Origin of the sequence: Phenylobacterium sp., assembly GCF_036677185.1 — a bacterium.
Taxonomy (GTDB): Bacteria; Pseudomonadota; Alphaproteobacteria; order Caulobacterales; family Caulobacteraceae; genus Phenylobacterium.
Map to the genome: position 1 here is coordinate 33410 of NZ_JAKFEN010000039.1, position 18361 is coordinate 51770.

An 18361-nucleotide genomic window follows, 5' to 3' on the forward strand; every position below is an offset into this window, starting at 1 on the left:
AAGCTGTCATCCCGGAAAGCGCGCAGCGCTTATCCGGGACCCATGAACACCTGATGGAACAAGAAACGGCTCGGCCCGGCCATCTTCCGACAGCGTGGCGCGTATGGGTCCCGGCTCTCCGCTTCGCTGCGGCCGGGATGACACGGAATGGGTATTGCCGGCTTTGCGTACCCCACGTCACATGGAACATGGTGCCTGAAACCAACCAGGGCCCGCCACCATGCTCACCACCGTCGGCCGCACGGCCTATGACGCCGAACTCGACTCCTTCCGCGACCAGGTCCGCAAGGTGTTCGACAAGATCCTCCACCCCCACCTCGACCGCTGGGAGGAGGAGGGCATCGTCGATCGCGATTTCTGGCTGGCCTATGGCGAGGCGGGCCTGCTCTGCCCGCAGGTTCCGGCCGAGTACGGCGGGCTGGGCCTCGACTACCGCTACAACGCCATCATCGGCGAGGAGCTGGCCTATGCCGGTTGTTCGGCCGGCGTCACCCTGCAGTCGGACATCACCGTCGACTACCTGATCAACTACGGCTCGGAGGAGCAGAAGGCCCGCTGGCTGCCCGGCATGGTCTCGGGCGAGGTGATCACCGCCATCGCCATGACCGAGCCCGGAACCGGCTCGGACCTCCAGGGGGTCAAGACCACCGCCAAGCGGGATGGCAACCACTATGTCGTCAACGGCTCGAAGACCTACATCACCAACGGCCAGAACGCCGACCTGGTCATCGTGGTGGCCAAGACCGACCCGACCCTGGGCTCGAAGGGCATCTCCCTGGTCCTGGTGGAGCGCGAGCGCGAAGGCTTCGCGCGGGGCCGCAACCTCGACAAGATCGGCCAGAGCTCGGCCGACACCTCCGAGCTGTTCTTCAACGATGTGCGGGTGCCGATCACCAACTGCCTCGGCGAAGAGGGTCGCGGCTTCGCCCATCTGATGGGCCAGCTGCCGCAGGAGCGTCTGCAGATCGCAATCGCCGGCCAGGCCGGCGCCCAGCGCGCCTTCGACGAGGCGGTGACCTTCACCAAGGACCGCAAGGCCTTCGGCCAGTCGATCTTCGACTTCCAGAACACCCGCTTCACCCTGGCGGCGCTGAAGACCAAGCTGCAGGTCGGCTGGGCGCACCTGGACTGGGCGATCAAGCGCCACGTAGCCGGCGAACTGACCGCCGCCGAGGCCTCCGCCGCAAAGCTGTTCCACACCGAGCTGCAGTGGGAGGCCTGCGACACCGCCCTCCAGCTCCATGGCGGGGCGGGCTACATGAACGAATACCCCATCGCGCGCCTGTGGCGGGACGCGCGGGTTCAACGCATCTACGGCGGTACGTCGGAGATCATGAAGGAGGTCGTGGCCCGCTCGATCTAGCCGCCGCTACGGCCGCTTCACGACATCCCCGCCCTTCATGACGAAGACGGGCTTTTCCAGCACGGTCACGTCGTTGAGCGGGTCGCCGGTCACGCCGACCAGATCGCCATAGCGGCCTACCGCCACCTGGCCGACATCCTTCTCCCAGCCTAGCGCCTGGGCGGCGTTGACCGTGGCGGTCTGGATAGCCTGCAAGGGCGTCGCGCCATAGCGCACCATCACCGCGAACTGCTTGGCGTTGTCGCCGTGCGGATAAATCCCGGCATCGGTGGAATAGATGTGCCGCACGCCGGCCTTCAGGGACTTGCGGAAGTTCTGGCGCTGGATCTCGCCGATGTCGCGGTCCTTCTGCAGGTTCTCCTCCAGCACGCCGTTCTTCTTGCCCTCGGCCTGGGTGTAGTCGGTGTTGTAGATGTCCATGCCGAACCACGTGCCCTTCTGGGCGGCGAGCTTGATCCCCTCGTCGTCCACCAGGCTGGCGTGTTCGATGGTGTCGACGCCGGCCTTGACGGCGGCGGTGATGCCCGGCGCGCCGTGAGCGTGGGCGGCGACCTTCATACCGGCCATGTGCGCCTCCTCGACCACCACGCTCATTTCGTCGAGGGTGAGCTGCTGGGCCCCCGGCGAGGTGCGGCGCGAGAAGACCCCGCCCGTGGCGCAGATCTTGATCACCTCGGCGCCGTACTTGCGCACCCGGCGCACCGCCTCGCGGGCCTGGTCGCGGCCGTTGGCGACATAGGGCGCCTGTTGTTCCATGGACGGCGGGAAGAAGGTCGAATCGCAATGCCCGCCGGTCGCGCCGAAGGAATAGGCCGCCGGGATCACCCGCGGCCCGGGCACGAAGCCGGCCTCGATCGCCTCCTTCAGGCCGACATCGCCGTAGAACTCCGAGCCCACGTTGCGCACCGTGGTGAAGCCCGCCTCCAGGGTGTCCTTGGCGTGGCGGGTGGAGATCACCGTCCCGAAGGCGTCGGAGAACTGCAGGGAGGTGTAGCCGCCATAGAGCGGCGACGACGTCAGGTGGACATGCATGTCGATCAGGCCGGGCAGCAGGGTCACCCCCGGCAGGCTGACCTGCTCGGCGCCGGCGGGGACCGCGTCGCCCTGCCGGCCGACCGCCGTGATCCGCCCATCGGTGATGATCACCAGGGGCTTCTCCGTCACCTTGCCGTTGGTGACGTCGACCAGCCGCTCAGCGCTGACCGCCACCGTCTTGGCCTCCGCGGCGCCGACGGAGAGCGCCGCGAACGCGGCGGCGAGAGCAATGGAGCGCATGAAATCCCTCTGGGTTTGGACAGTGCGGCGAAGCTAGCACGGCCGGGGCGTGCGTCGAGGCGGTGACATGCGCGCCAGGGTCCGCTATCGGAACCTCCCGACAAGAGCGTGATAGCCGAAAGTGGCCACCGGTTTCGGCGGCCATCACGCTCTTACTTTTGATTTGGAGCCATCCGGCTCCGGGAGGGCCGCGACCTTGACCGACGACGCCGAAGAACAGGGCTGGGCCACCGCGAAGACCCTGGCCACGGCCCTGCCCTATATCCAGATCTATGACCGCGAGGTCGTGGTGATCAAATACGGCGGCCACGCCATGGGCGAGGAGAGCGTCGCGCGCCTGTTCGCCGCTGACGCCGTGCTGCTGAAGATGCTGGGCTGCCATCCGGTGGTGGTGCACGGCGGCGGGCCGCAGATCTCCCGGATGCTGGACAAGGCCGGGGTGAAGTCGAGCTTCGTCGACGGCCTGCGGGTCACCGACGAGGCCACCATGGAGGTCGCCGAGATGGTGCTGTCGGGCGCCATCAACAAGGAGATCGCCAACTGGATCACCCTCGCCGGCGCCGAGGCCGACGTCCGCGGCGTGGGCCTGTCGGGCAAGGACGCCCGGCTGATCACGGTGGAAAAGGCCGTCCGCACCAAGAAGGACCCTGACAGCCAGATCGAACAGGCCGTCGATCTGGGCTTCGTGGGCGAACCCACGGTCATCGATCCCAAGCTGATCGAGGCCCTGATCTATGCCGACGAGGACTACGTTCCGGTCGTCGCGCCGATCGGGGTGTCGGTCGAGGGCCAGACCTACAACATCAACGCCGACACCGTGGCCGGCGCCCTGGCCGGGGCGCTGACCGCCAAGCGCATGCTGCTGCTCACCGACGTGCGCGGCGTGCTGGACGCCAAGGGCGAGCTGATCCGCCAGATGAGCGTCGCCGAGGCCCGGGCGGCCATCGACAGCGGCGTCGCCACAGGCGGCATGATCCCCAAGCTGGAGACCGCCATCGCCGCCGTGGAGTCCGGCGTCGAGGCCGTGGTCATCCTGGACGGCCGGCGCCCGCACGCCATGCTGGTGGAGCTGTTCACCGAGCACGGCTCGGGGACGCTGATCTGCGCATGAGCGCCGACCTCCGCCACATCGACACCTGGCTCTTCGACCTGGACAACACCCTCTATCCCGAGGAGTCCGGGTTCATGGGCTCCGTCGAGGCGCGGATGACCGACTTCGTGGCCAAGGTCTCAGGCCTGCCCCGCGACCAGGCCTATGCCCTGCAGAAGAAGTACCTGGCCGAGCACGGCCTGACGCTGAAGGGCCTGATGCTGAACCATGGCGTCGATCCGGCCGACTTCCACGCCCTGTTCCACGACCTGTCGCTGGAGGTCCTGGCCCAGGATCCCGACCTGCTGGCGGCGCTGGCCCACCTGCCCGGCCGCCGGTTCATCTTCACCAACGCCGACGACAAGCACGCCGAGCGGGTCATGGCCCATCTGGGCTTGGCCGACCTGTTCGACGACGTCTTCCACATCCATTCGTTCGGCTTCGCGCCCAAGCCCGATCCCCTGGGCTTCCAGCGGATGATCGACGCCCACGGCATCACCCCGACGACCACCGCCTTCTTCGAGGATTCCGAGCGCAACCTGAAGCCCGCCGCGGACCTGGGCATGACCACGGTCCTGGTCGGCCCTCGCGCCGCCGCGTCCACCGCCGATTTCGTCCACTATCGCACCGCCAAGCTCGCGCCCTTCCTGAATGCGGCGCGCCTGAAGGAAGCCGCCTGATGTCCTCCCAAGCGAACCAAGACTTGAAGTCCGTGATCGAAGCCGCCTGGGAGGCCCGCGACGAGGTCAACACCGCCACTCAAGGGCCGACCCGCGAGGCGGTGGAAGAGACCTTGAACCAGCTCGACGCCGGGATCCTGCGGGTCGCCACGCGCGGCGACGACGGCGTCTGGACCACGCACCAGTGGGCCAAGCAGGCGATCCTGCTGTCGTTCCGGCTCTTCGCCAACAGGCTGATCGAGGCCGACGCGCCCGGCCCCTACTGGGACAAGGTGCCCTCCAAGTTCACCGGCTGGGACGCCGCCCGGTTCGAGGCCGCCGGCTTCCGAGCGGTCCCCGGCTGCGTGGTCCGCCGCGGCGCTTTCCTGGCGAAGAACGTGGTCCTGACCCCGTCCTTCGTGAACATCGGCGCCTATGTGGACGAAGGGACCATGGTCGACACCTGGGCCACCGTCGGCTCCTGCGCTCAGATCGGCAAGAACGTGCACCTCTCGGGCGGCGCGGGCATCGGCGGCGTGCTGGAGCCCCTGCAGGCCAACCCCACCATCATCGAGGACAACTGCTTCATCGGCGCCCGCTCCGAGGTCGCCGAGGGCGTGATCGTCCGCGAGGGCAGCGTGCTGTCCATGGGCGTCTACCTGACCTCCACCACCCCGATCATCGACCGCCGCACCGGCGAGGTCTTCACCGGCGAGGTGCCGCCCTATTCGGTGATCATGTCCGGCAGCCGCCCCAGCCCGCACGAGGGCATGCCGTCCACCTACTGTGCGGTGATCATGAAGACGGTCGACGCCCGCACCCGCTCCAAGACCAGCATCAACGAACTGCTGCGGGACTAGCTCTCTTCCGCTCATCCCGGCGAAGGCCGGGACCCAGATTCATCCGCCGCGCCGGGAATTTCAACCGGAAGCACAGTCTTACGACCTGGGCCCCGGCCTTCGCCGGGGTGAGCGGGGTTTGGGTAGCCCACGCTCAATAAGGCGTCCCATCCTTGTGGACGTAGCCGTCCAGCCCCGCCGGCGCCGCCAGGTCGATGTCGGGATAGGCGCAGGCGTCGTACTCCGGACGTCGCGAGCCCACCTCCAGCAGCACGGCCTCACGGTCCGAACGGTTCTGCAGGTGGTGGCCGTCGGCCACGCCCGCCGGGAAACCGGCGCAGTCCCCGGCGCGCAGGACCTCCTCGCCCGCGTCGGTGACCAGCACCACCTCGCCCTCCAGCACCTGGACGAACTCATCCTCGGCGGTATGCCAGTGCCGCTGGCTCGACCATTGGCCGGGCGGCAGCCGCAGCAGGTTGACCCCGAACTGGCTGAGCCCCACGGCGTCGCCCAGCATCCAGCGCTGGCGGCCCTGGCACTCCCTGTCGAACGGCGGCGGATAGCCCGTGCCCGATCTGGAGGGCGCGGCGGCGATGTCGATCTTCGGCATTCACAGGTTCCGTTTGCGATTGGATCGTTGGAACCGTAAAGCGCGCGGATGTCGCTCGCCATTGATCCCGTCGCCCTCACCCAGGAATTGATCCGTCGCCCGTCGGTGACCCCCGCCGACGAGGGCGCCATGGACATCGTCCAGCGCACCCTGGAGGGCCTGGGCTTCGCCTGCCGGCGGATGAAGTTTGGCGAGATCGAGAACCTCTACGCCCGCTGGGGAACGGCGCGGCCCAATCTCTGCTTCGCCGGCCACACCGACGTCGTGCCGGTGGGCGACGCCCAGGCCTGGAGCCGCGAGGCCTTCGCCGCCGAGATCGTCGACGGCGTCCTGATCGGTCGCGGCGCCGTGGATATGAAGAGCGCCGTGGCCGCCTTCGCCGCCGCCGCCGCCAAGGCCATCGCCGCGGGCCAGGTGACGGGATCGCTCTCCTTCCTGATCACCGGCGACGAGGAGGGCGTGGCCACCCACGGCACCAAGATGGTGGTCGAGGCCTTGAAGGCCCAGGGCGAGGTGCTCGACCATTGCGTGGTGGGCGAACCCTCCAGCGCCGAGACCTTCGGCGACATGATCAAGATCGGCCGCCGCGGCTCGATCAACACCTGGATCACCGTCGACGGCAAGCAGGGCCACGTGGCCTACCCGCAGCGGGCGGCCAATCCGATCCCAGTGCTGATCGAGCTCCTGGCGCGGCTGCAGAACCATGTGCTGGACGAGGGCTATACCGGTTTCCAACCGTCCAACCTGGAAGTCACCACGGTCGACGTCGGCAACGGCGCGACCAATGTCATCCCAACCCAGGCCAAGGCGCGGCTGAACATCCGCTTCAACCCGAACCACAAGGGCGCCGACCTCGCCGCCTGGATCGCCCGCGAGGCCGCCGCCCTGGACATCGACTTCGCCGGGACCATCAAGGTCGAGCCGGTGATCAGCGGCGAGGCCTTCCTCACCGCGCCGGGCCCGTTCACCGACGTGGTCAGCGCCGCCGTCGCCGACGTGGCCGGCCAGGCGCCCGAGCTCTCCACCACCGGCGGCACCTCCGACGCCCGCTTCATCCGCGACCTCTGCCCGGTGGTGGAGCTGGGCCTTGTCGGGACCACCATGCACGCCGTCGACGAGCGCGCGCCGGTCGACGAGATCCACAAGCTCCAGGCGGTCTATGAACGCCTGATCGCGCGCTACTTCGAAGCGTTCGGCGCGTAACATCCCTCCTCTTTATGGGGAGGGACAGGTCGCGTTGCGACCAGGGTGGGGAAGTTCGGCCGTCTGTGCGGTAGCTTGAGAAAGCCCCACCCTCGACCGCTACGCGGTCTGCCCTCCCCACAAGGAGGAGGGAAAAGGTCAGTAATCCACGCCTGTCAGGTAGAGCCCGTCGGCCGGGGCGACGGGACCGCAGGCGGTGCGGTCGCGGGCCTCCAGGGCGGCCTTCAGGTCGCCGGCGCTCCAGCGCCCGATCCCCACCTCGACGATGGACCCGGTCAGGGACCGGACCTGGCGGTGCAGGAAGGATCGCGCCTCGAACACCAGCCGGACCTCGTCGCCCTCGCGGCTAACCCGAACCACGTCGAGGGTCTTCTCAGGCGACTTGGCCTGGCAGTGGATGTGGCGAAACGTCGTGAAATCGTGGTGTCCGACCAGGGCCTGGGCCGCCGCATGCATCGCCTCTACGTCCAGCGGCTTGGCCACGTGCCAGACCCGGCCCTGGTCGAGTCCCGGCGGCGCTCGGCGATTGAGGATCCGGTAGAGATAGCGTCGCCCGGTCGCCGAGAACCGCGCATGCCAGTCGTCCGGCGCGGCCTGGGCGTCCAGCACCACGATCGGCTGGGGCCGCAGGTGGGCGTTCAGCGCGTCGCGCACCACCTCTGGCCGCCAAGCCTTGGCCAGGTCGATGTGGATCACCTGCCCCGTGGCGTGGACCCCGGTGTCGGTGCGTCCGGCCGCGTGGACCCGCAGCGTCTCGCCGCAGAAGGCCTCCACCGCGCGCTCGATGGAGACCTGCACCGAAGGCAGGCCGTCCTGCGCCTGGAAGCCGCGATAGGGCCGGCCGTCATATTCGATGGTGAGGCGGTAGCGCGGCATCAGCCCAGCACCGTCCCGGCCGGCACGGCCAGGCCGCGCAGGAAGGTCGCGGCGTCCTGCGGTCCCTTGCCCTCGCGCTGGACCCGCAGCAGGCGCGCCGCCCCCTCGCCGCAGGCCACCAGCAAGGCGTCGTCCAGCACGGTCCCGGGCGCGCCGTCGGCGTCTTCCGGCTGGGACAGCAGGGCTTTCACCCGCACCGGGCCGCGCTCGGTGGGCAGCTCGAACCAGGCGCCGGGAAACGGCGACAGGCCGCGGATCTTGCGGTCGACCTCGGCGGCCGGCCTGGTCCAGCGGATACGCGCCTCCTTGGGGCGGATCTTCTTGGCGTAGGTCTCACCCTCGGCCGCCTGCGGCTTGGCCCGGGTCTCGCCGCGCTCGACGGCGGCCATGGTGCGGGCCAGCAGGGCCGAGCCCACCTCGGCCAGCCGGTCGTGCAAGGTCCCGGCGGTCTCGAGGGCGTCGATGCGCAGGGTTTCCGAGGCCAGGACCGGGCCCTCGTCCAGGCCCTCGGTCATCTGCATCACCTCGACCCCGGTCAGCTTGTCGCCGGCCATGATCGCGCGCTGGATCGGGGCCGCGCCCCGCCAGCGCGGCAGCAGCGAGGCGTGCAGGTTGAAACAGCCCAGGCGCGGCGCGTCGAGCACCTCGCGCGGCAGGATCTGGCCGAAGGCCACCACGACGCCGGCGTCCAACTCAAGCCCGGCGAAGGCCTCGATCTCGGCGGGGTCGCGCATGGAGACCGGGGTGCGCACCGGAATGCCGCGCTCCTGGGCGTAGGCGTGGACCGGCGATGGCTTCAGGTCCTGGCCCCGGCCGCGTGGCGCGGGGGGCTGGGAATAGACGCAGGCGACCTCGTGCCCGGCCTCCACGAGAGCGGCCAGGGCGGCGACGGCGAAGTCGGGGGTTCCAAGAAAGGCGATGCGCATTGACGCTCGTTTAGCGGCGTGGCGGAGTTTTAGGAACCAGGCGCAAGCTTGGCCGTTCCTCTGAGCGCTCGGATAGGGAGTCCATACCTCATGCGCACGCTACTGACCGCCGCCGCCGTCGTCGCGATCCTCGGCCTTTCGGCCTGCTCGCAGTCCGACAAGGCCGACGCCCAGGCCGCCGCCGACAAGGTCGCCGCCGAAACCAAGGAGGCCGCCAGCACCGTGGCCGCCGAGACCAAGGACTTCGCCAACAGCCCCGAGGTCAAACAGGCCGGAACCGAGATCAAGGAAGCGGCCAAGGACGCTGGGGCCGCGGTCAAGGAAGGCGCGAAGGACGCCACGGTCGAGGCCAAGCAGGCGATCCACGAAGCCACCGCCCCGACCCCGGCTGACAAGGCCCGCCAGGACGCGAAGTAGCTCGGAACCTAGGCCGCGCGGGCCTGCTTCTTGACCTTGGCCACGGCCCGGTCGCGCTTCAGGCGCGAGAGGTAGTCGATGAACAGCACGCCTTCGAGATGGTCCATCTCGTGCTGGATGCAGACGGCGAACAGGCCCTCAGCGTCCTCGATCACTTCCTCGCCCTGATAGTTCAGGTATTTCAGCTTCACTTGGATGGGGCGCTCGACCTCATCGAAGATGTCGGGGACCGAGAGGCAGCCTTCCTCGTAGGGCTGGGTCTCTTCCGACGCCCAGAGGATCTCGGGATTGACGAAATAGCGCGGCGCCTTCTCCTCGTCGGGTCCGGCGAGGTCCATGACGATGACCCGCTTGGCCACCCCGACCTGGATCGCGGCCAGGCCGATGCCGGGGGCGTCGTACATGGTCTCGAGCATGTCATCCATGAGCGCGCGCAGCGCGTCGTCGACCTTGTCGACAGGCTGGGAGACCTGTTTCAGGACCGGATCGGGGACAACGAGGATTTCGCGTAAGGCCATGAGAACGCAGGTAGGTCAGCGACCCTTGGCCGTCAAGGCGGCGACTTGCCCCGCCTCGTCCGGCTCGAAGTCGGTTGCGAGCTTGGAGAGCGCCCGAACCCCGCCGTCCACGGGGGTCAGCTCCGGCAGTTCGCGGTGCTCGTGGTCGACCTTCAGGTCCTCGAAACGGCGGGCCTGGGTCATGACCTGGGTCTCCAGCGAGCCCACGAAGGCGTTGTACTTGCCGACCGCCTGCTCCAGGGCCTTGCCGACCGAGGCGGCGTGGCCGCCCATCACCGACAGGCGCTTGTAGAGCTCGCGGCCCAGCTTGGAGATCTCCTGGGCGTTGGCCGCCTGCTCCTCCACCCGCCAGCCGTAGACCACCGCCTTGCACAGGGCGAACAGGGTGGTGGGCGTCACCACCAGCACCCGGCGATCCATGGCCTCGCTCATCAGCTCGGGCGCCCGCTCCAGGGCCGCGGCCAGGAAGCTGTCGCCGGGGATGAACATGGCCACGAAGTCGGGGGAGCCCTGGTTGAACTGATCCCAATAGGTCTTGGCCGACAGGCCGTGCATGTGGGCCCGAACGCTCTGGGCGTGACGGACATAGCAGGCCTCGCGCACCGCCTCGTCCACCGCGTCCTGGGCGTCCAGGAAGGCGTTCAGCGAGCACTTTGCGTCGATCACGAACACCGCCCCGCCCGGCAGGCGCACGGTGACGTCTGGGCGCCGGCGGCCCTCCTCGGTGTCGGTGGAGGTCTGTTCGTCGAAGTCGTAGCGATTGTGCAGGCCCGCGGCCTCCAGCACATTGCGCAGGGTCTGCTCGCCCCAGCGCCCCTGGACGCCGGCCCCGCGGCGCAGGGCGGCCGACAGCTTGCGGGCTTCCGACTGGGTGTCGACCGAGGCCTGCATCAGGGCCGCGATCTGGGCCTTCAGCCCCCCGCTCTCCTCGGCCCGGCTCTTCTCGACGGCGACCACCTGCTCCTGGAACTTGGCCAGGCTCTCGGCCACCGGCTTGAGCTGCGCCTCCAGGCGGGCCTGGGCGAGCTGTTCGCGGTTGTGGAAGGTCTCGTCGGCGCGCTTCAGCACCTGTTCGGCGATGGCGTTGGCCGCCTCGCCCTGCAGCAGGGCGGCGTTCTTCGCGCCCATTTCCTCGATCACCTTCACCCGCGTGGCGGCGTCCTGGAACTGCCAGGCGCGGGCCTCGGCCCGGTTGGCGCGCCCGCGCTCCATCAGCGCCCAAGCCAGGAGGGGCACGGCCACGAGCAGCACGGCGACGAGGATCAGCAGCAGGGTCTCGAAGTTCATGCTCCGTTCTTTAGCCGGAGTCGGAGATAAGCGCATCCCTCCTCCTTGTGGGGAGGGAAAGGCGCCTAGGCCGGACGCCGCGCCCGCATGGCCTGGTTGATGGTCCCGTCGTCCAGCCAGTCGAGCTCGCCGCCCACCGGCACCCCGCGGGCCAGCATGGTCACGGAGACCCCGGCGCCGGCCAGGCGTTCGGCCAGGTAGTGGGCGGTGGTCTGGCCGTCGACCGTGGCGGGCAGGGCCAGGATCACCTCGCGGATGGCCTCCGCCTCGGCGCGGTGGACCAGCGGCCCGATCTTCAGCGCATCGGGTCCCACCCCGTCCAGGGCGGACAACAGGCCGCCCAGCACGTGGTAGCGGCCCCGGAAGGCCACGGCCCGCTCCATGGCCCAGAGCGCCCCCACCTCCTCCACGACGCAGATCAGCGAGCCGTCGCGGCTCTGGTCGGCGCAGATGGCGCAGGGATCCTGCGTATCCAGCGACCCGCAGACCGAGCAGGTGCGCACCCGCTCGGCGGCCTGGGCCAATGCCTCGCTGAGCGGCGCCAGAAGCTGGTCGCGGCGCTTGAGCAGGGCCAAGGCCGCGCGCCGGGCCGAGCGGGGGCCCAGCCCCGGCAGCTTGGAGAGCAGCGAGATCAGCCGCTCGATCTCGGGTCCGGCGGAAGCGGCCAAGCTAGAACTTCGGCATGCCGGGGATGCCCAGGCCGGCAAGCGGGCCTGCGGCCTCGCGCATCAGTTCGGACTGCTGGGCGTCCAGCTTGCGCTTGGCGTCGGCGTGAGCGGCCACCAGCAGGTCGGAGATCACTTCCCCCTCGCCGGGTTGCAGCAGGCTCTCGTCCAGCACGACGTCGGCGAGCTCGCCGGTGCCCTTAAGGGTCAGCTTGACCATGCCGCCGCCCGAGGTGCCCTCGACGGTGATCTCGGCCAGCCGCGCCTGGGCGTCGGCCAGCTTCTGCTGCATGGCCTGGGCCTGCTTCATCAGGCCGCCCAAATCCTTCATCGGGCTAACTCTTTCATCGGTAAGTTCTCCTACTCGTCCTCATCCTCGTCCGGCGCGTCGGTCATCGGCGACGCCTCCGGAACGGGCAGGTTGCGCACGCTGACGATCTCGGCGCCAGGGAAGGCCTCCATCACCGCGACGATGAAGGGGTCGGCCTCGATCTGGACACGGACCTCGCGCTCCTCGCGCTTCTGGCGTTCCCAGGCGCTCTCGGCCCCGCCGCCGCCCTGGGCGGCGATCAGCCAGGGCTGGCCGGTCCATTCCTTCAGGCGGCCCACCAGGCGCTGGGCCAGGTTCACCGGCGCGCCCGGGGCGGGCTCGTATTCCAAGGCGCCGGGCCGGAAGCTGATCGGCCGGACATAGCGTTCGACGTCCAGGCGCAGCGCGATGTCGCGCTTGCGCTCGATCAGGGCGATGACGTCGGCGAAGGACTGCAGGGTGGGGGCGGGCTCGTTGGCCTCCGGATCCCGGGCCACCATCCGCGCCTGGGCGTTGACCGAGCCGCCGATGCCGGCCGCCGACATCCCGCCGCCGCCGCCCGAAGGCGCGGGCGCTGGTCCGCCGCTGGGCAGGGATTCGCCCGACTGCAATCGTTTCAGGGCCTCCTCCGGCCCCGGCAGGTCGGCGGCGTAGGCCAGGCGGATCAGGGCCATGTCGCAGGCCGCCGCCGCGTCGGGCGCCCGGCGCACCTCGTCGTGGCTGCGCAGCAGCATCTGCCAGACCCTCGACAGGATCCCGGCCGAGACCGCCGCGCCGATGGCGGCCAGGCGTCCGGCCTGCTCCTTGGGCATGATCAGGGCCTGGGGCCCGATGGCCTTGGCCACCGCCGCGCCGTGGGCGTGGTCCAGCAGGTCCAGCATCACCTGGCCCGGATCGGCGCCGAAGCCGTAGAGGGTGCGGAAGGTCTCGATGGCCGGCCCGGCCTCGCCGCGCATGGCCTGTTCGAACAGGGTGATGGTCTGGGCCCGGTCGGCCAGGCCCAGCATGTCGCGAATCGAGGCGGCGGTGACCGTCTGGCCGGCCTCGGCCTGGACGATGGCCTGGTCCAGCATCGACTGGGCGTCGCGCACCGAGCCCTCGGCGGCGCGGGCGATCAGCAGCAGGCCCTCGGCCTCGACGCGCGAGCCCTCGTTCTCGGCGATCATCTCCAGGTTCTTGACGATGACCTCCGGCTCCACCCGGCGCAGGTCGAAGCGCTGGCAGCGGGAGAGAATGGTCACCGGCACCTTGCGGATCTCGGTGGTGGCGAAGATGAACTTGGCGTGGGGCGGCGGCTCTTCCAGCGTCTTCAGCAGGGCGTTGAACGCCGCCGTCGACAGCATGTGAACCTCGTCGATCACATAGACTTTGTATCGCGCTTCGACGGGAGCGTAGCGCACCCCGTCCAGCAGCTCGCGCATCTCGTCGACCTTGGTGCGGCTGGCGGCGTCCAGCTCCAGCACATCCATGTGCCGCCCCTCGATGATCGCCTTGCAGTGGCGGCCGTCGACGGAGAGGTCGAGGGTCGGCTCGTGGATCGTATCGCTTTCGTAGTTCAGCGCCCGGGCCAGCAGCCGCGCGGTGGTGGTCTTGCCGACCCCCCGGACGCCGGTGAGCATGAAGGCGTGGGCGATGCGGCCGGTGGCGAAGGCGTTGCGCAGGGTGCGCACCATCGCCTCCTGGCCGAACAGGTCCTCGAAGGTCCTGGGCCGATACTTGCGGGCGATGACGGTGTAGGCGGCCGAGGGCTCGGCGGCGGCGACCGGCTTCGGAGCCGCGGGCGCGCCGAACATATCGCTCGTGTCGGGATCGCGTTCGACTGTCTCGGGTTCGTCTTCGTCGGCCATTGGCGCCCGAGGGTAAAGCTTTGGGTGGAGACCGAACGACGACCCGGAGCGAAACTCGTTGCGGCTGCTTCCTTCCGGACCTGACCGGGTTGGCGAGGCGTCCGCCCGTCGCCGATCTCCACCCCCTATATCGCGGCCTTGAGGGTCGCGCGCAAGCGCTGGCGCAGCTACAACTCCGCGCATGCCTCTTTCCGCCTTCCAAAACACCTTCGCCGGCAACCCGCTGAACCGCGCCAGCGAGAAGCGAACCGATGTCGCCTGGCTGACCGAACAGCTTCGTTCCGACGAATCGCTAGCCGTGGCGATCTGGAACGGAAAGCCCTTCGTGGAGACCGCCAAGGACGGCGGCCTGCAGATCGCCTACCTGCCGGCCAGGATGGCCGAGGAGCTGTCGGGCGGCGGCGAACGCCTGCTGTTCCTGGGGCTGTGGCAGGAGACCGCGGTCTTCGCCGTCGACCTGGAAGGCGGGGCCGATCCCGCCGATGGCCCGCTGGCGGGCCTGGGGCGGTTCGAGGACCTGCGCGCCGTCGCCCTGCGCCTGCCGCCCACCGATGCAGCGATCATGGCCACGTCCAAGCAGATGTTCGAGTGGCGCCGCCGTCATCGCCACTGCTCGGCCTGCGGCGAACAGACCGACGTGGTCGAAGGCGGCTGGAAGCGGGCCTGCCCCGCCTGCAAGGCCGAGCACTTCCCGCGCACCGATCCGGTGGTGATCATGCTGGCCGTCCATGGCGAGCGCTGCATGCTGGGCCGCCAGGAGATCTGGCCCAAGGGCATGTTCTCGGCCCTGGCCGGCTTCCTGGAGCCCGGCGAGAGCATCGAGGAGGCCTGCGCCCGCGAACTGCACGAGGAGGCGGGGCTGAAGACGCTCAGCGTCCGCTACCATTCCACCCAGCCCTGGCCCTATCCGTCCTCGCTGATGATCGGCCTCATCGCCCAGGTGGAGGACGACGACGCCACCCCCGACCAGACCGAGCTCTCCGAGGTCCGCTGGTTCACCAAGGCCGAGGCCCGCGACGTCCTGGCCGGCAAGGGCGACGGGGTGAATGCGCCCGGCGGCATGGCTATCGCCCACCAGCTCCTGAAGGCCTGGGCCGAGGAGCCCTAGGCGCCGAAGGGGGTCGTCGCCGCGAAGCTGGGGCGCTCGCGCATCCGGTCGAGCCAGGCTTGCGCCGCCGGCGCCCGCTCGAGGGCCTGGGCGCCTTCCGGCGTCGCCGAGACGAAGTGCAGGTGCGGCAGCAGGAAGCTGTCGGCCAGGCTGATCTCGCCGTCCACCAGGAAGTCATGTTCCGCCACCGCCCGGTCGATGTACTGCACCTGCAGCTCCAGCGGCCCCTTGAAGCTCGCCAGCACCTCGTCGTCGGGCCCCTCGGCCCGCCACATGGCCGACGTCCGCTCCTTGAGAAGCCCGTTCATGACCGGGAACATGTAACCGTTCACGACGCTGATCCATTGCAGCATCTCCGCCTGGGCCAGGGCCCCGCTGGGCTGCAGCGCCGGGCCGGAAAAGGCGCGATCGATATAGTGGACGATGGCCAGGGTCTCGTAGACGATCACGCCGCGGTGCTCGAGCACGGGCATCTTGCCGAAGGGGTGCAGTTTCCAGTGCGCCGGCAAGGCGACGTTCACGGGCTTCAACCGCCAGGACACGCCCTTTTCCGCCGCGACGAGCCGCGCCGCCCAGCCGTAAGGGCTGAGCACGTCGGTGTGCAGGACGATGTCGGCCATTTGATCACCTCGCCGGAAGAGACCCTAGGCCCCATCTGGGCGCGACGCTCGCCGATCCAAGCCGGACCAGCCTTGATCGGTCTCAAATGCGAGGCCGCTTAGCGCCGTCCTATCTCCAGCACCACCGGGATATCCTCGCCCTTGCGGGTGCGGCGGTCGGTGCGGGCGGCCTCCAGGGCGTCGGAGAGCTCGCGGGCGAAGCGGCCGACCTCGCGGTCGAGCTTGCCCACGACCTTGATCGTGTAGGGCGGGACGAGATCGCTCACTCCGGTCCCCCAGATCATCGAATCGACGAAGGCCGGAATGCTGCCGCCGTGGCCCGGCAGGGCCTGGATGGCGTCCTTCAGCTGCGTCGTGAAGGCCTTGACGGTCGGACAGTCCGCGGCGTCGATCGCGATGATCTTCATCTAGCCGCGTGACCGGAACGGGTCGGCCGGATAGACGCCCATGATGGCGAACTGCTCGGAGAAGAACTGCAGTTCCTCGAAGGCCAGAGCCAGGCCGCGATCCTCCGGACGCCCGTCGACCTCGGCGTAGAAGAAGGTCGCCGTGAAGGCGCCGTTCTCCATGTAGCTCTCCAGCTTGGTCATGTTGACCCCGTTGGTCGCGAAGCCGCCCATGGCCTTGTAGAGCGCCGCGGGCAGGTTGCGCACGCGGAACACGAAACTGGTCACGCAGGGGGTGGTGAACGGCGGCGGCGGCGGATTCTTGTCGGCGGTCATCACCAGGAAGCGGGTGGTGTTGTGGTGCTCGTCCTCGATGTCCCGGGCCAGGATCTCCAGGCCGTAGAGCTCGGCGGCCAGCGCCGGCGAGATCGCCGCCCGGGTCGGATCGGGCTGGGCGGCCAGCAGCTTGGCGGCGAGCGCCGTGTCGCCCACGGCCTCGGTCTTCAGCTTCAGCCGGCGGATGGTCTTGCGGCACTGGACCAGTGCGATCGGCATGGAGGCCACGGTCTTGAGGTCCTCCAGCTTCACACCGGGATTGGCCATCAGCTGGAAGTGGATCGGCTTGAACCGCTCGCCGACGATCTTCAGCCCGGAGGACGGCAGTAGGTGATGCACGTCCGCCACCCGCCCGGCGATGGAGTTCTCCACCGGGATCATGCCCAGCTGGCAGTCGCCGCTCTTCACCGCCTCGAAGGCCTCCTCGAAGGTGGCGTGGGGAACCGGCTCCATCTCGGGAAAGGCCGCGACGCAGGCCTCATGGCTGTTGGCGCCGAGCTCGCCCTGGAAGGCGATCCGTCCCTTGGTCATGGGTTCATCCTTGCGTACTGCCTTGCATACTGGCGCGCCCGTTCGAGGTCGGCCGGGTTATCCACCGAGATCGGGGCTTCGTCGATGACCGCCGCCCAGATGGTCATGCCCATCTCCAGGGCGCGCAGCTGTTCCAGCCGCTCGCGCAATTCCAGGGGGGAGGGCGGGCTCTGCGTGAACCGCTCCAGCGCCTCGCGCCGATAGCCATAGACCCCGTGGTGCAGCCAGACCGGCGCGTCGCCATAGAGCACCGAGCGGGTGAAGTAGAGCGCCCGGCCGCTGCGCCCGTCGGGCGCCATGGCCGCCACCACCTTTGGGATGTCGGGATTGCTGCGCTCGGCCGGGTCCGATTCCGCCACCATGACCGTGGAGAGGTCGCAGTCGGGCCGGTCGGCCAGCAGGCGCGCGGTCGCCTCGACCACGGACGGCGCCAGGAAGGGGATGTCGCCCTGCAGATTGATCACCACGTCGTGGCGTCCCTGCGGGTCCAGCGCGTTCAGCGCCGCGATGATTCGGTCCGAGCCCGAGGGCAGGTCCGGATCGGTCAGCACCGCCTCCCCGCCGGCCGCGCGCACGGCCTCGACGATCGCAGCGTCGCCCGCCGCGATGGCCACGGGGCCGACGCCGGCGGCCTGCGCCTGGCGCAGCACACGGACGATCATCGGCACGCCTTCGATATCCGCCAAGGGCTTGCCGGGCAGCCTGGTGGCGGCCATCCGCGCGGGGATCAGGACGATTGGGTTCATGTGCGTCCATGAGCGACCAACTGGCCGGTTGCGCGGGCGGCGGTAGCGTGTAAGAGAGCCGGGCGCAATAAGGGGCGGGGATTCCCGCGCTTACGCTGGCCTCCGGGCCGGCTGATAAGAGGGCCGATTTCAGGACTATGAGCGACCTAACGTTCAACAAAGTCGCCGGCGCTGTGCTGGCGACCGGTCTGGCCATTGTCGGCCTTCGCGAAATTTCCACCGGCGTGTTCGCCACCCACGAAGTCGAAAAGCCCGGCTATGCGATCGCCGTGGTGGAAGACACCGGCGGCGGCGCGACCGCGGAAGCGCCGATCGACTGGGGCAGCGTCCTGCCGACCGCCGACGTCAAGGCCGGCGAGGCGGTGTTCGCCAAGTGCAAGTCCTGCCACACCATCGAGGCCGGCGGCCCGAACGGCACCGGCCCCAACCTGAACGGTGTCCTGGGCAAGAAGCCGGGCACGCGCGCGGGCTTCGCCTATTCGGCCGGCATGACCGAACACGGCGCCGCGGTGGGGACCTGGCAGTTCGCCGACCTCTCCGAGTTCCTCAAGGCGCCGCAGAAGCACATCGCCGGCACCAAGATGACCTTCGTGGGCCTGAAGAAGCCGGAAGAGCGCGTCAACCTCATCGCCTATCTCAACGCCCAGGGCTCGAACCTGCCGATCCCGGCGCCGAACCCGGTCGTCGCCGCGGCTCCGGCCGCCGAGGGCGCCGCGGCTCCGGCCGAAGCTGGGGCCTCGACCGCGGCT

At 69.3% G+C, this 18361-nt stretch carries 21 protein-coding genes and 1 other RNA gene; 8 read left to right on the forward strand and 14 right to left on the reverse strand.

What is annotated here, in order from left to right; all coding sequences use genetic code 11:
• Positions 1 to 220 precede the first annotated feature (220 nt).
• The gene (locus V6M51_RS20320) at positions 221 to 1363 is read left to right on the forward strand and encodes an acyl-CoA dehydrogenase family protein (RefSeq protein WP_332770063.1); all 1143 of its coding nucleotides are present in this window, start codon (positions 221 to 223) and stop codon (positions 1361 to 1363) included.
• Between the two features lie 6 nt (positions 1364 to 1369).
• On the opposite strand, the gene V6M51_RS20325 is transcribed toward V6M51_RS20320, so the two are convergent.
• Entirely contained in the window at positions 1370 to 2638 is a 1269-nt protein-coding gene (locus V6M51_RS20325; protein WP_332770064.1) for a Xaa-Pro dipeptidase, read from the reverse strand.
• Between the two features lie 196 nt (positions 2639 to 2834).
• Here V6M51_RS20325 and argB point away from each other — a divergent pair, with 196 nt between their 5' ends.
• The 3 genes from argB to dapD are packed head-to-tail and all read left to right on the forward strand — an operon-like array spanning position 2835 to position 5247.
• Positions 2835 to 3749 (forward strand): acetylglutamate kinase, encoded by a 915-nt coding sequence (argB, locus tag V6M51_RS20330; RefSeq protein ID WP_332770065.1) that lies wholly within the window; start codon positions 2835 to 2837, stop codon positions 3747 to 3749.
• Complete coding sequence (locus tag V6M51_RS20335; RefSeq protein ID WP_332770066.1) at positions 3746 to 4408, forward strand: pyrimidine 5'-nucleotidase; 663 nt, start codon at positions 3746 to 3748, stop codon at positions 4406 to 4408. Before argB ends, V6M51_RS20335 begins: the two co-directional genes overlap by 4 nt.
• Entirely contained in the window at positions 4408 to 5247 is an 840-nt protein-coding gene (gene dapD / locus V6M51_RS20340) for a 2,3,4,5-tetrahydropyridine-2,6-dicarboxylate N-succinyltransferase (protein WP_332770067.1), read from the forward strand. The genes V6M51_RS20335 and dapD overlap by 1 nt, the downstream gene beginning before the upstream one ends.
• A 133-nt stretch (positions 5248 to 5380) precedes the next feature.
• On the opposite strand, the gene V6M51_RS20345 is transcribed toward dapD, so the two are convergent.
• Positions 5381 to 5836 carry a cupin domain-containing protein gene (locus V6M51_RS20345; protein ID WP_332770068.1) on the reverse strand — a complete coding sequence of 152 codons (456 nt, stop codon included), beginning with the start codon at positions 5834 to 5836 and terminating at the stop codon, positions 5381 to 5383.
• A gap of 48 nt (positions 5837 to 5884) precedes the next feature.
• Between V6M51_RS20345 and dapE the strand changes: the two genes are divergently transcribed.
• Positions 5885 to 7039 (forward strand): succinyl-diaminopimelate desuccinylase, encoded by a 1155-nt coding sequence (dapE, locus tag V6M51_RS20350; RefSeq protein ID WP_332770069.1) that lies wholly within the window; start codon positions 5885 to 5887, stop codon positions 7037 to 7039.
• 138 nt (positions 7040 to 7177) lie between these two features.
• On the opposite strand, the gene truA is transcribed toward dapE, so the two are convergent.
• On the reverse strand, positions 7178 to 7915 hold the full coding sequence (gene truA / locus V6M51_RS20355; protein ID WP_332770070.1) for a tRNA pseudouridine(38-40) synthase TruA: 738 nt from the start codon (positions 7913 to 7915) through the stop codon (positions 7178 to 7180).
• Positions 7915 to 8841 carry a methionyl-tRNA formyltransferase gene (fmt, locus tag V6M51_RS20360; RefSeq protein ID WP_332770071.1) on the reverse strand — a complete coding sequence of 309 codons (927 nt, stop codon included), beginning with the start codon at positions 8839 to 8841 and terminating at the stop codon, positions 7915 to 7917. The genes truA and fmt overlap by 1 nt, the downstream gene beginning before the upstream one ends.
• Before the next feature lie 90 nt (positions 8842 to 8931).
• On the opposite strand from fmt, the gene V6M51_RS20365 reads away from it, so the two are divergent.
• Entirely contained in the window at positions 8932 to 9258 is a 327-nt protein-coding gene (locus tag V6M51_RS20365; RefSeq protein WP_332770072.1) for a cell surface protein, read from the forward strand.
• A gap of 8 nt (positions 9259 to 9266) precedes the next feature.
• Here the strand turns inward: V6M51_RS20365 and def are convergent, their stop codons facing one another.
• The 6 genes from def to ffs all read right to left on the reverse strand — a co-directional run bounded on the left by def (position 9267) and on the right by ffs (position 14006).
• Positions 9267 to 9776 (reverse strand): peptide deformylase, encoded by a 510-nt coding sequence (gene def, locus V6M51_RS20370; protein WP_332770073.1) that lies wholly within the window; start codon positions 9774 to 9776, stop codon positions 9267 to 9269.
• Positions 9777 to 9791: 15 nt separating this feature from the next.
• On the reverse strand, positions 9792 to 11063 hold the full coding sequence (locus V6M51_RS20375) for a DNA recombination protein RmuC (protein WP_332770074.1): 1272 nt from the start codon (positions 11061 to 11063) through the stop codon (positions 9792 to 9794).
• 65 nt (positions 11064 to 11128) lie between these two features.
• On the reverse strand, positions 11129 to 11731 hold the full coding sequence (gene recR / locus V6M51_RS20380) for a recombination mediator RecR (protein WP_332770075.1): 603 nt from the start codon (positions 11729 to 11731) through the stop codon (positions 11129 to 11131).
• A gap of 1 nt (position 11732) precedes the next feature.
• Positions 11733 to 12059, reverse strand: a complete 327-nt coding sequence (locus V6M51_RS20385; RefSeq protein ID WP_332770076.1) for a YbaB/EbfC family nucleoid-associated protein — start codon at positions 12057 to 12059, stop codon at positions 11733 to 11735.
• A gap of 29 nt (positions 12060 to 12088) precedes the next feature.
• Positions 12089 to 13885 carry a DNA polymerase III subunit gamma/tau gene (locus tag V6M51_RS20390; protein WP_332770077.1) on the reverse strand — a complete coding sequence of 599 codons (1797 nt, stop codon included), beginning with the start codon at positions 13883 to 13885 and terminating at the stop codon, positions 12089 to 12091.
• 22 nt (positions 13886 to 13907) lie between these two features.
• Positions 13908 to 14006: signal recognition particle sRNA small type (gene ffs, locus V6M51_RS20395), an RNA gene on the reverse strand.
• 60 nt (positions 14007 to 14066) lie between these two features.
• Between ffs and nudC the strand changes: the two genes are divergently transcribed.
• On the forward strand, positions 14067 to 14993 hold the full coding sequence (gene nudC, locus V6M51_RS20400; protein ID WP_332770078.1) for an NAD(+) diphosphatase: 927 nt from the start codon (positions 14067 to 14069) through the stop codon (positions 14991 to 14993).
• On the opposite strand, the gene V6M51_RS20405 is transcribed toward nudC, so the two are convergent.
• The 4 genes from V6M51_RS20405 to V6M51_RS20420 form a co-directional block, all read right to left on the reverse strand.
• On the reverse strand, positions 14990 to 15613 hold the full coding sequence (locus V6M51_RS20405; RefSeq protein ID WP_332770079.1) for a glutathione S-transferase family protein: 624 nt from the start codon (positions 15611 to 15613) through the stop codon (positions 14990 to 14992). The genes nudC and V6M51_RS20405 overlap by 4 nt on opposite strands.
• A gap of 98 nt (positions 15614 to 15711) precedes the next feature.
• The gene (locus V6M51_RS20410; RefSeq protein ID WP_332770080.1) at positions 15712 to 16020 is read right to left on the reverse strand and encodes a hypothetical protein; all 309 of its coding nucleotides are present in this window, start codon (positions 16018 to 16020) and stop codon (positions 15712 to 15714) included.
• Positions 16021 to 16866 (reverse strand): prephenate dehydratase, encoded by an 846-nt coding sequence (locus V6M51_RS20415; RefSeq protein WP_332770081.1) that lies wholly within the window; start codon positions 16864 to 16866, stop codon positions 16021 to 16023. It lies immediately after the preceding gene.
• Positions 16863 to 17612, reverse strand: coding sequence for a 3-deoxy-manno-octulosonate cytidylyltransferase (locus V6M51_RS20420; RefSeq protein ID WP_332770082.1), 750 nt, complete (start codon positions 17610 to 17612; stop codon positions 16863 to 16865). Before V6M51_RS20420 ends, V6M51_RS20415 begins: the two co-directional genes overlap by 4 nt.
• 137 nt (positions 17613 to 17749) lie before the next feature.
• Here V6M51_RS20420 and V6M51_RS20425 point away from each other — a divergent pair.
• On the forward strand, positions 17750 to 18361 hold a 612-nt coding region (locus V6M51_RS20425; RefSeq protein ID WP_332770083.1), incomplete at its 3' end, for a c-type cytochrome.

Excerpts from the sequence above, each read along its gene's own strand:
- V6M51_RS20320 (WP_332770063.1), top strand. The coding sequence starts at position 221 with ATGCTCACCACCGTCGGCCGCACGGCCTATGACGCCGAACTCGACTCC.
- V6M51_RS20365 (WP_332770072.1), top strand. The coding sequence starts at position 8,932 with ATGCGCACGCTACTGACCGCCGCCGCCGTCGTCGCGATCCTCGGCCTT.
- V6M51_RS20420 (WP_332770082.1), bottom strand. The coding sequence starts at position 17,612 with ATGAACCCAATCGTCCTGATCCCCGCGCGGATGGCCGCCACCAGGCTG.
- V6M51_RS20410 (WP_332770080.1), bottom strand. The coding sequence starts at position 16,020 with ATGAAGATCATCGCGATCGACGCCGCGGACTGTCCGACCGTCAAGGCC.
- V6M51_RS20325 (WP_332770064.1), bottom strand. The coding sequence starts at position 2,638 with ATGCGCTCCATTGCTCTCGCCGCCGCGTTCGCGGCGCTCTCCGTCGGC.
- truA (WP_332770070.1), bottom strand. The coding sequence starts at position 7,915 with ATGCCGCGCTACCGCCTCACCATCGAATATGACGGCCGGCCCTATCGC.
- nudC (WP_332770078.1), top strand. The coding sequence starts at position 14,067 with ATGCCTCTTTCCGCCTTCCAAAACACCTTCGCCGGCAACCCGCTGAAC.
- V6M51_RS20415 (WP_332770081.1), bottom strand. The coding sequence starts at position 16,866 with ATGACCAAGGGACGGATCGCCTTCCAGGGCGAGCTCGGCGCCAACAGC.
- dapD (WP_332770067.1), top strand. The coding sequence starts at position 4,408 with ATGTCCTCCCAAGCGAACCAAGACTTGAAGTCCGTGATCGAAGCCGCC.
- fmt (WP_332770071.1), bottom strand. The coding sequence starts at position 8,841 with ATGCGCATCGCCTTTCTTGGAACCCCCGACTTCGCCGTCGCCGCCCTG.
- V6M51_RS20375 (WP_332770074.1), bottom strand. The coding sequence starts at position 11,063 with ATGAACTTCGAGACCCTGCTGCTGATCCTCGTCGCCGTGCTGCTCGTG.
- dapE (WP_332770069.1), top strand. The coding sequence starts at position 5,885 with ATGTCGCTCGCCATTGATCCCGTCGCCCTCACCCAGGAATTGATCCGT.
- def (WP_332770073.1), bottom strand. The coding sequence starts at position 9,776 with ATGGCCTTACGCGAAATCCTCGTTGTCCCCGATCCGGTCCTGAAACAG.
- V6M51_RS20345 (WP_332770068.1), bottom strand. The coding sequence starts at position 5,836 with ATGCCGAAGATCGACATCGCCGCCGCGCCCTCCAGATCGGGCACGGGC.
- V6M51_RS20385 (WP_332770076.1), bottom strand. The coding sequence starts at position 12,059 with ATGAAGGATTTGGGCGGCCTGATGAAGCAGGCCCAGGCCATGCAGCAG.
- V6M51_RS20335 (WP_332770066.1), top strand. The coding sequence starts at position 3,746 with ATGAGCGCCGACCTCCGCCACATCGACACCTGGCTCTTCGACCTGGAC.
- V6M51_RS20390 (WP_332770077.1), bottom strand. The coding sequence starts at position 13,885 with ATGGCCGACGAAGACGAACCCGAGACAGTCGAACGCGATCCCGACACG.
- V6M51_RS20405 (WP_332770079.1), bottom strand. The coding sequence starts at position 15,613 with ATGGCCGACATCGTCCTGCACACCGACGTGCTCAGCCCTTACGGCTGG.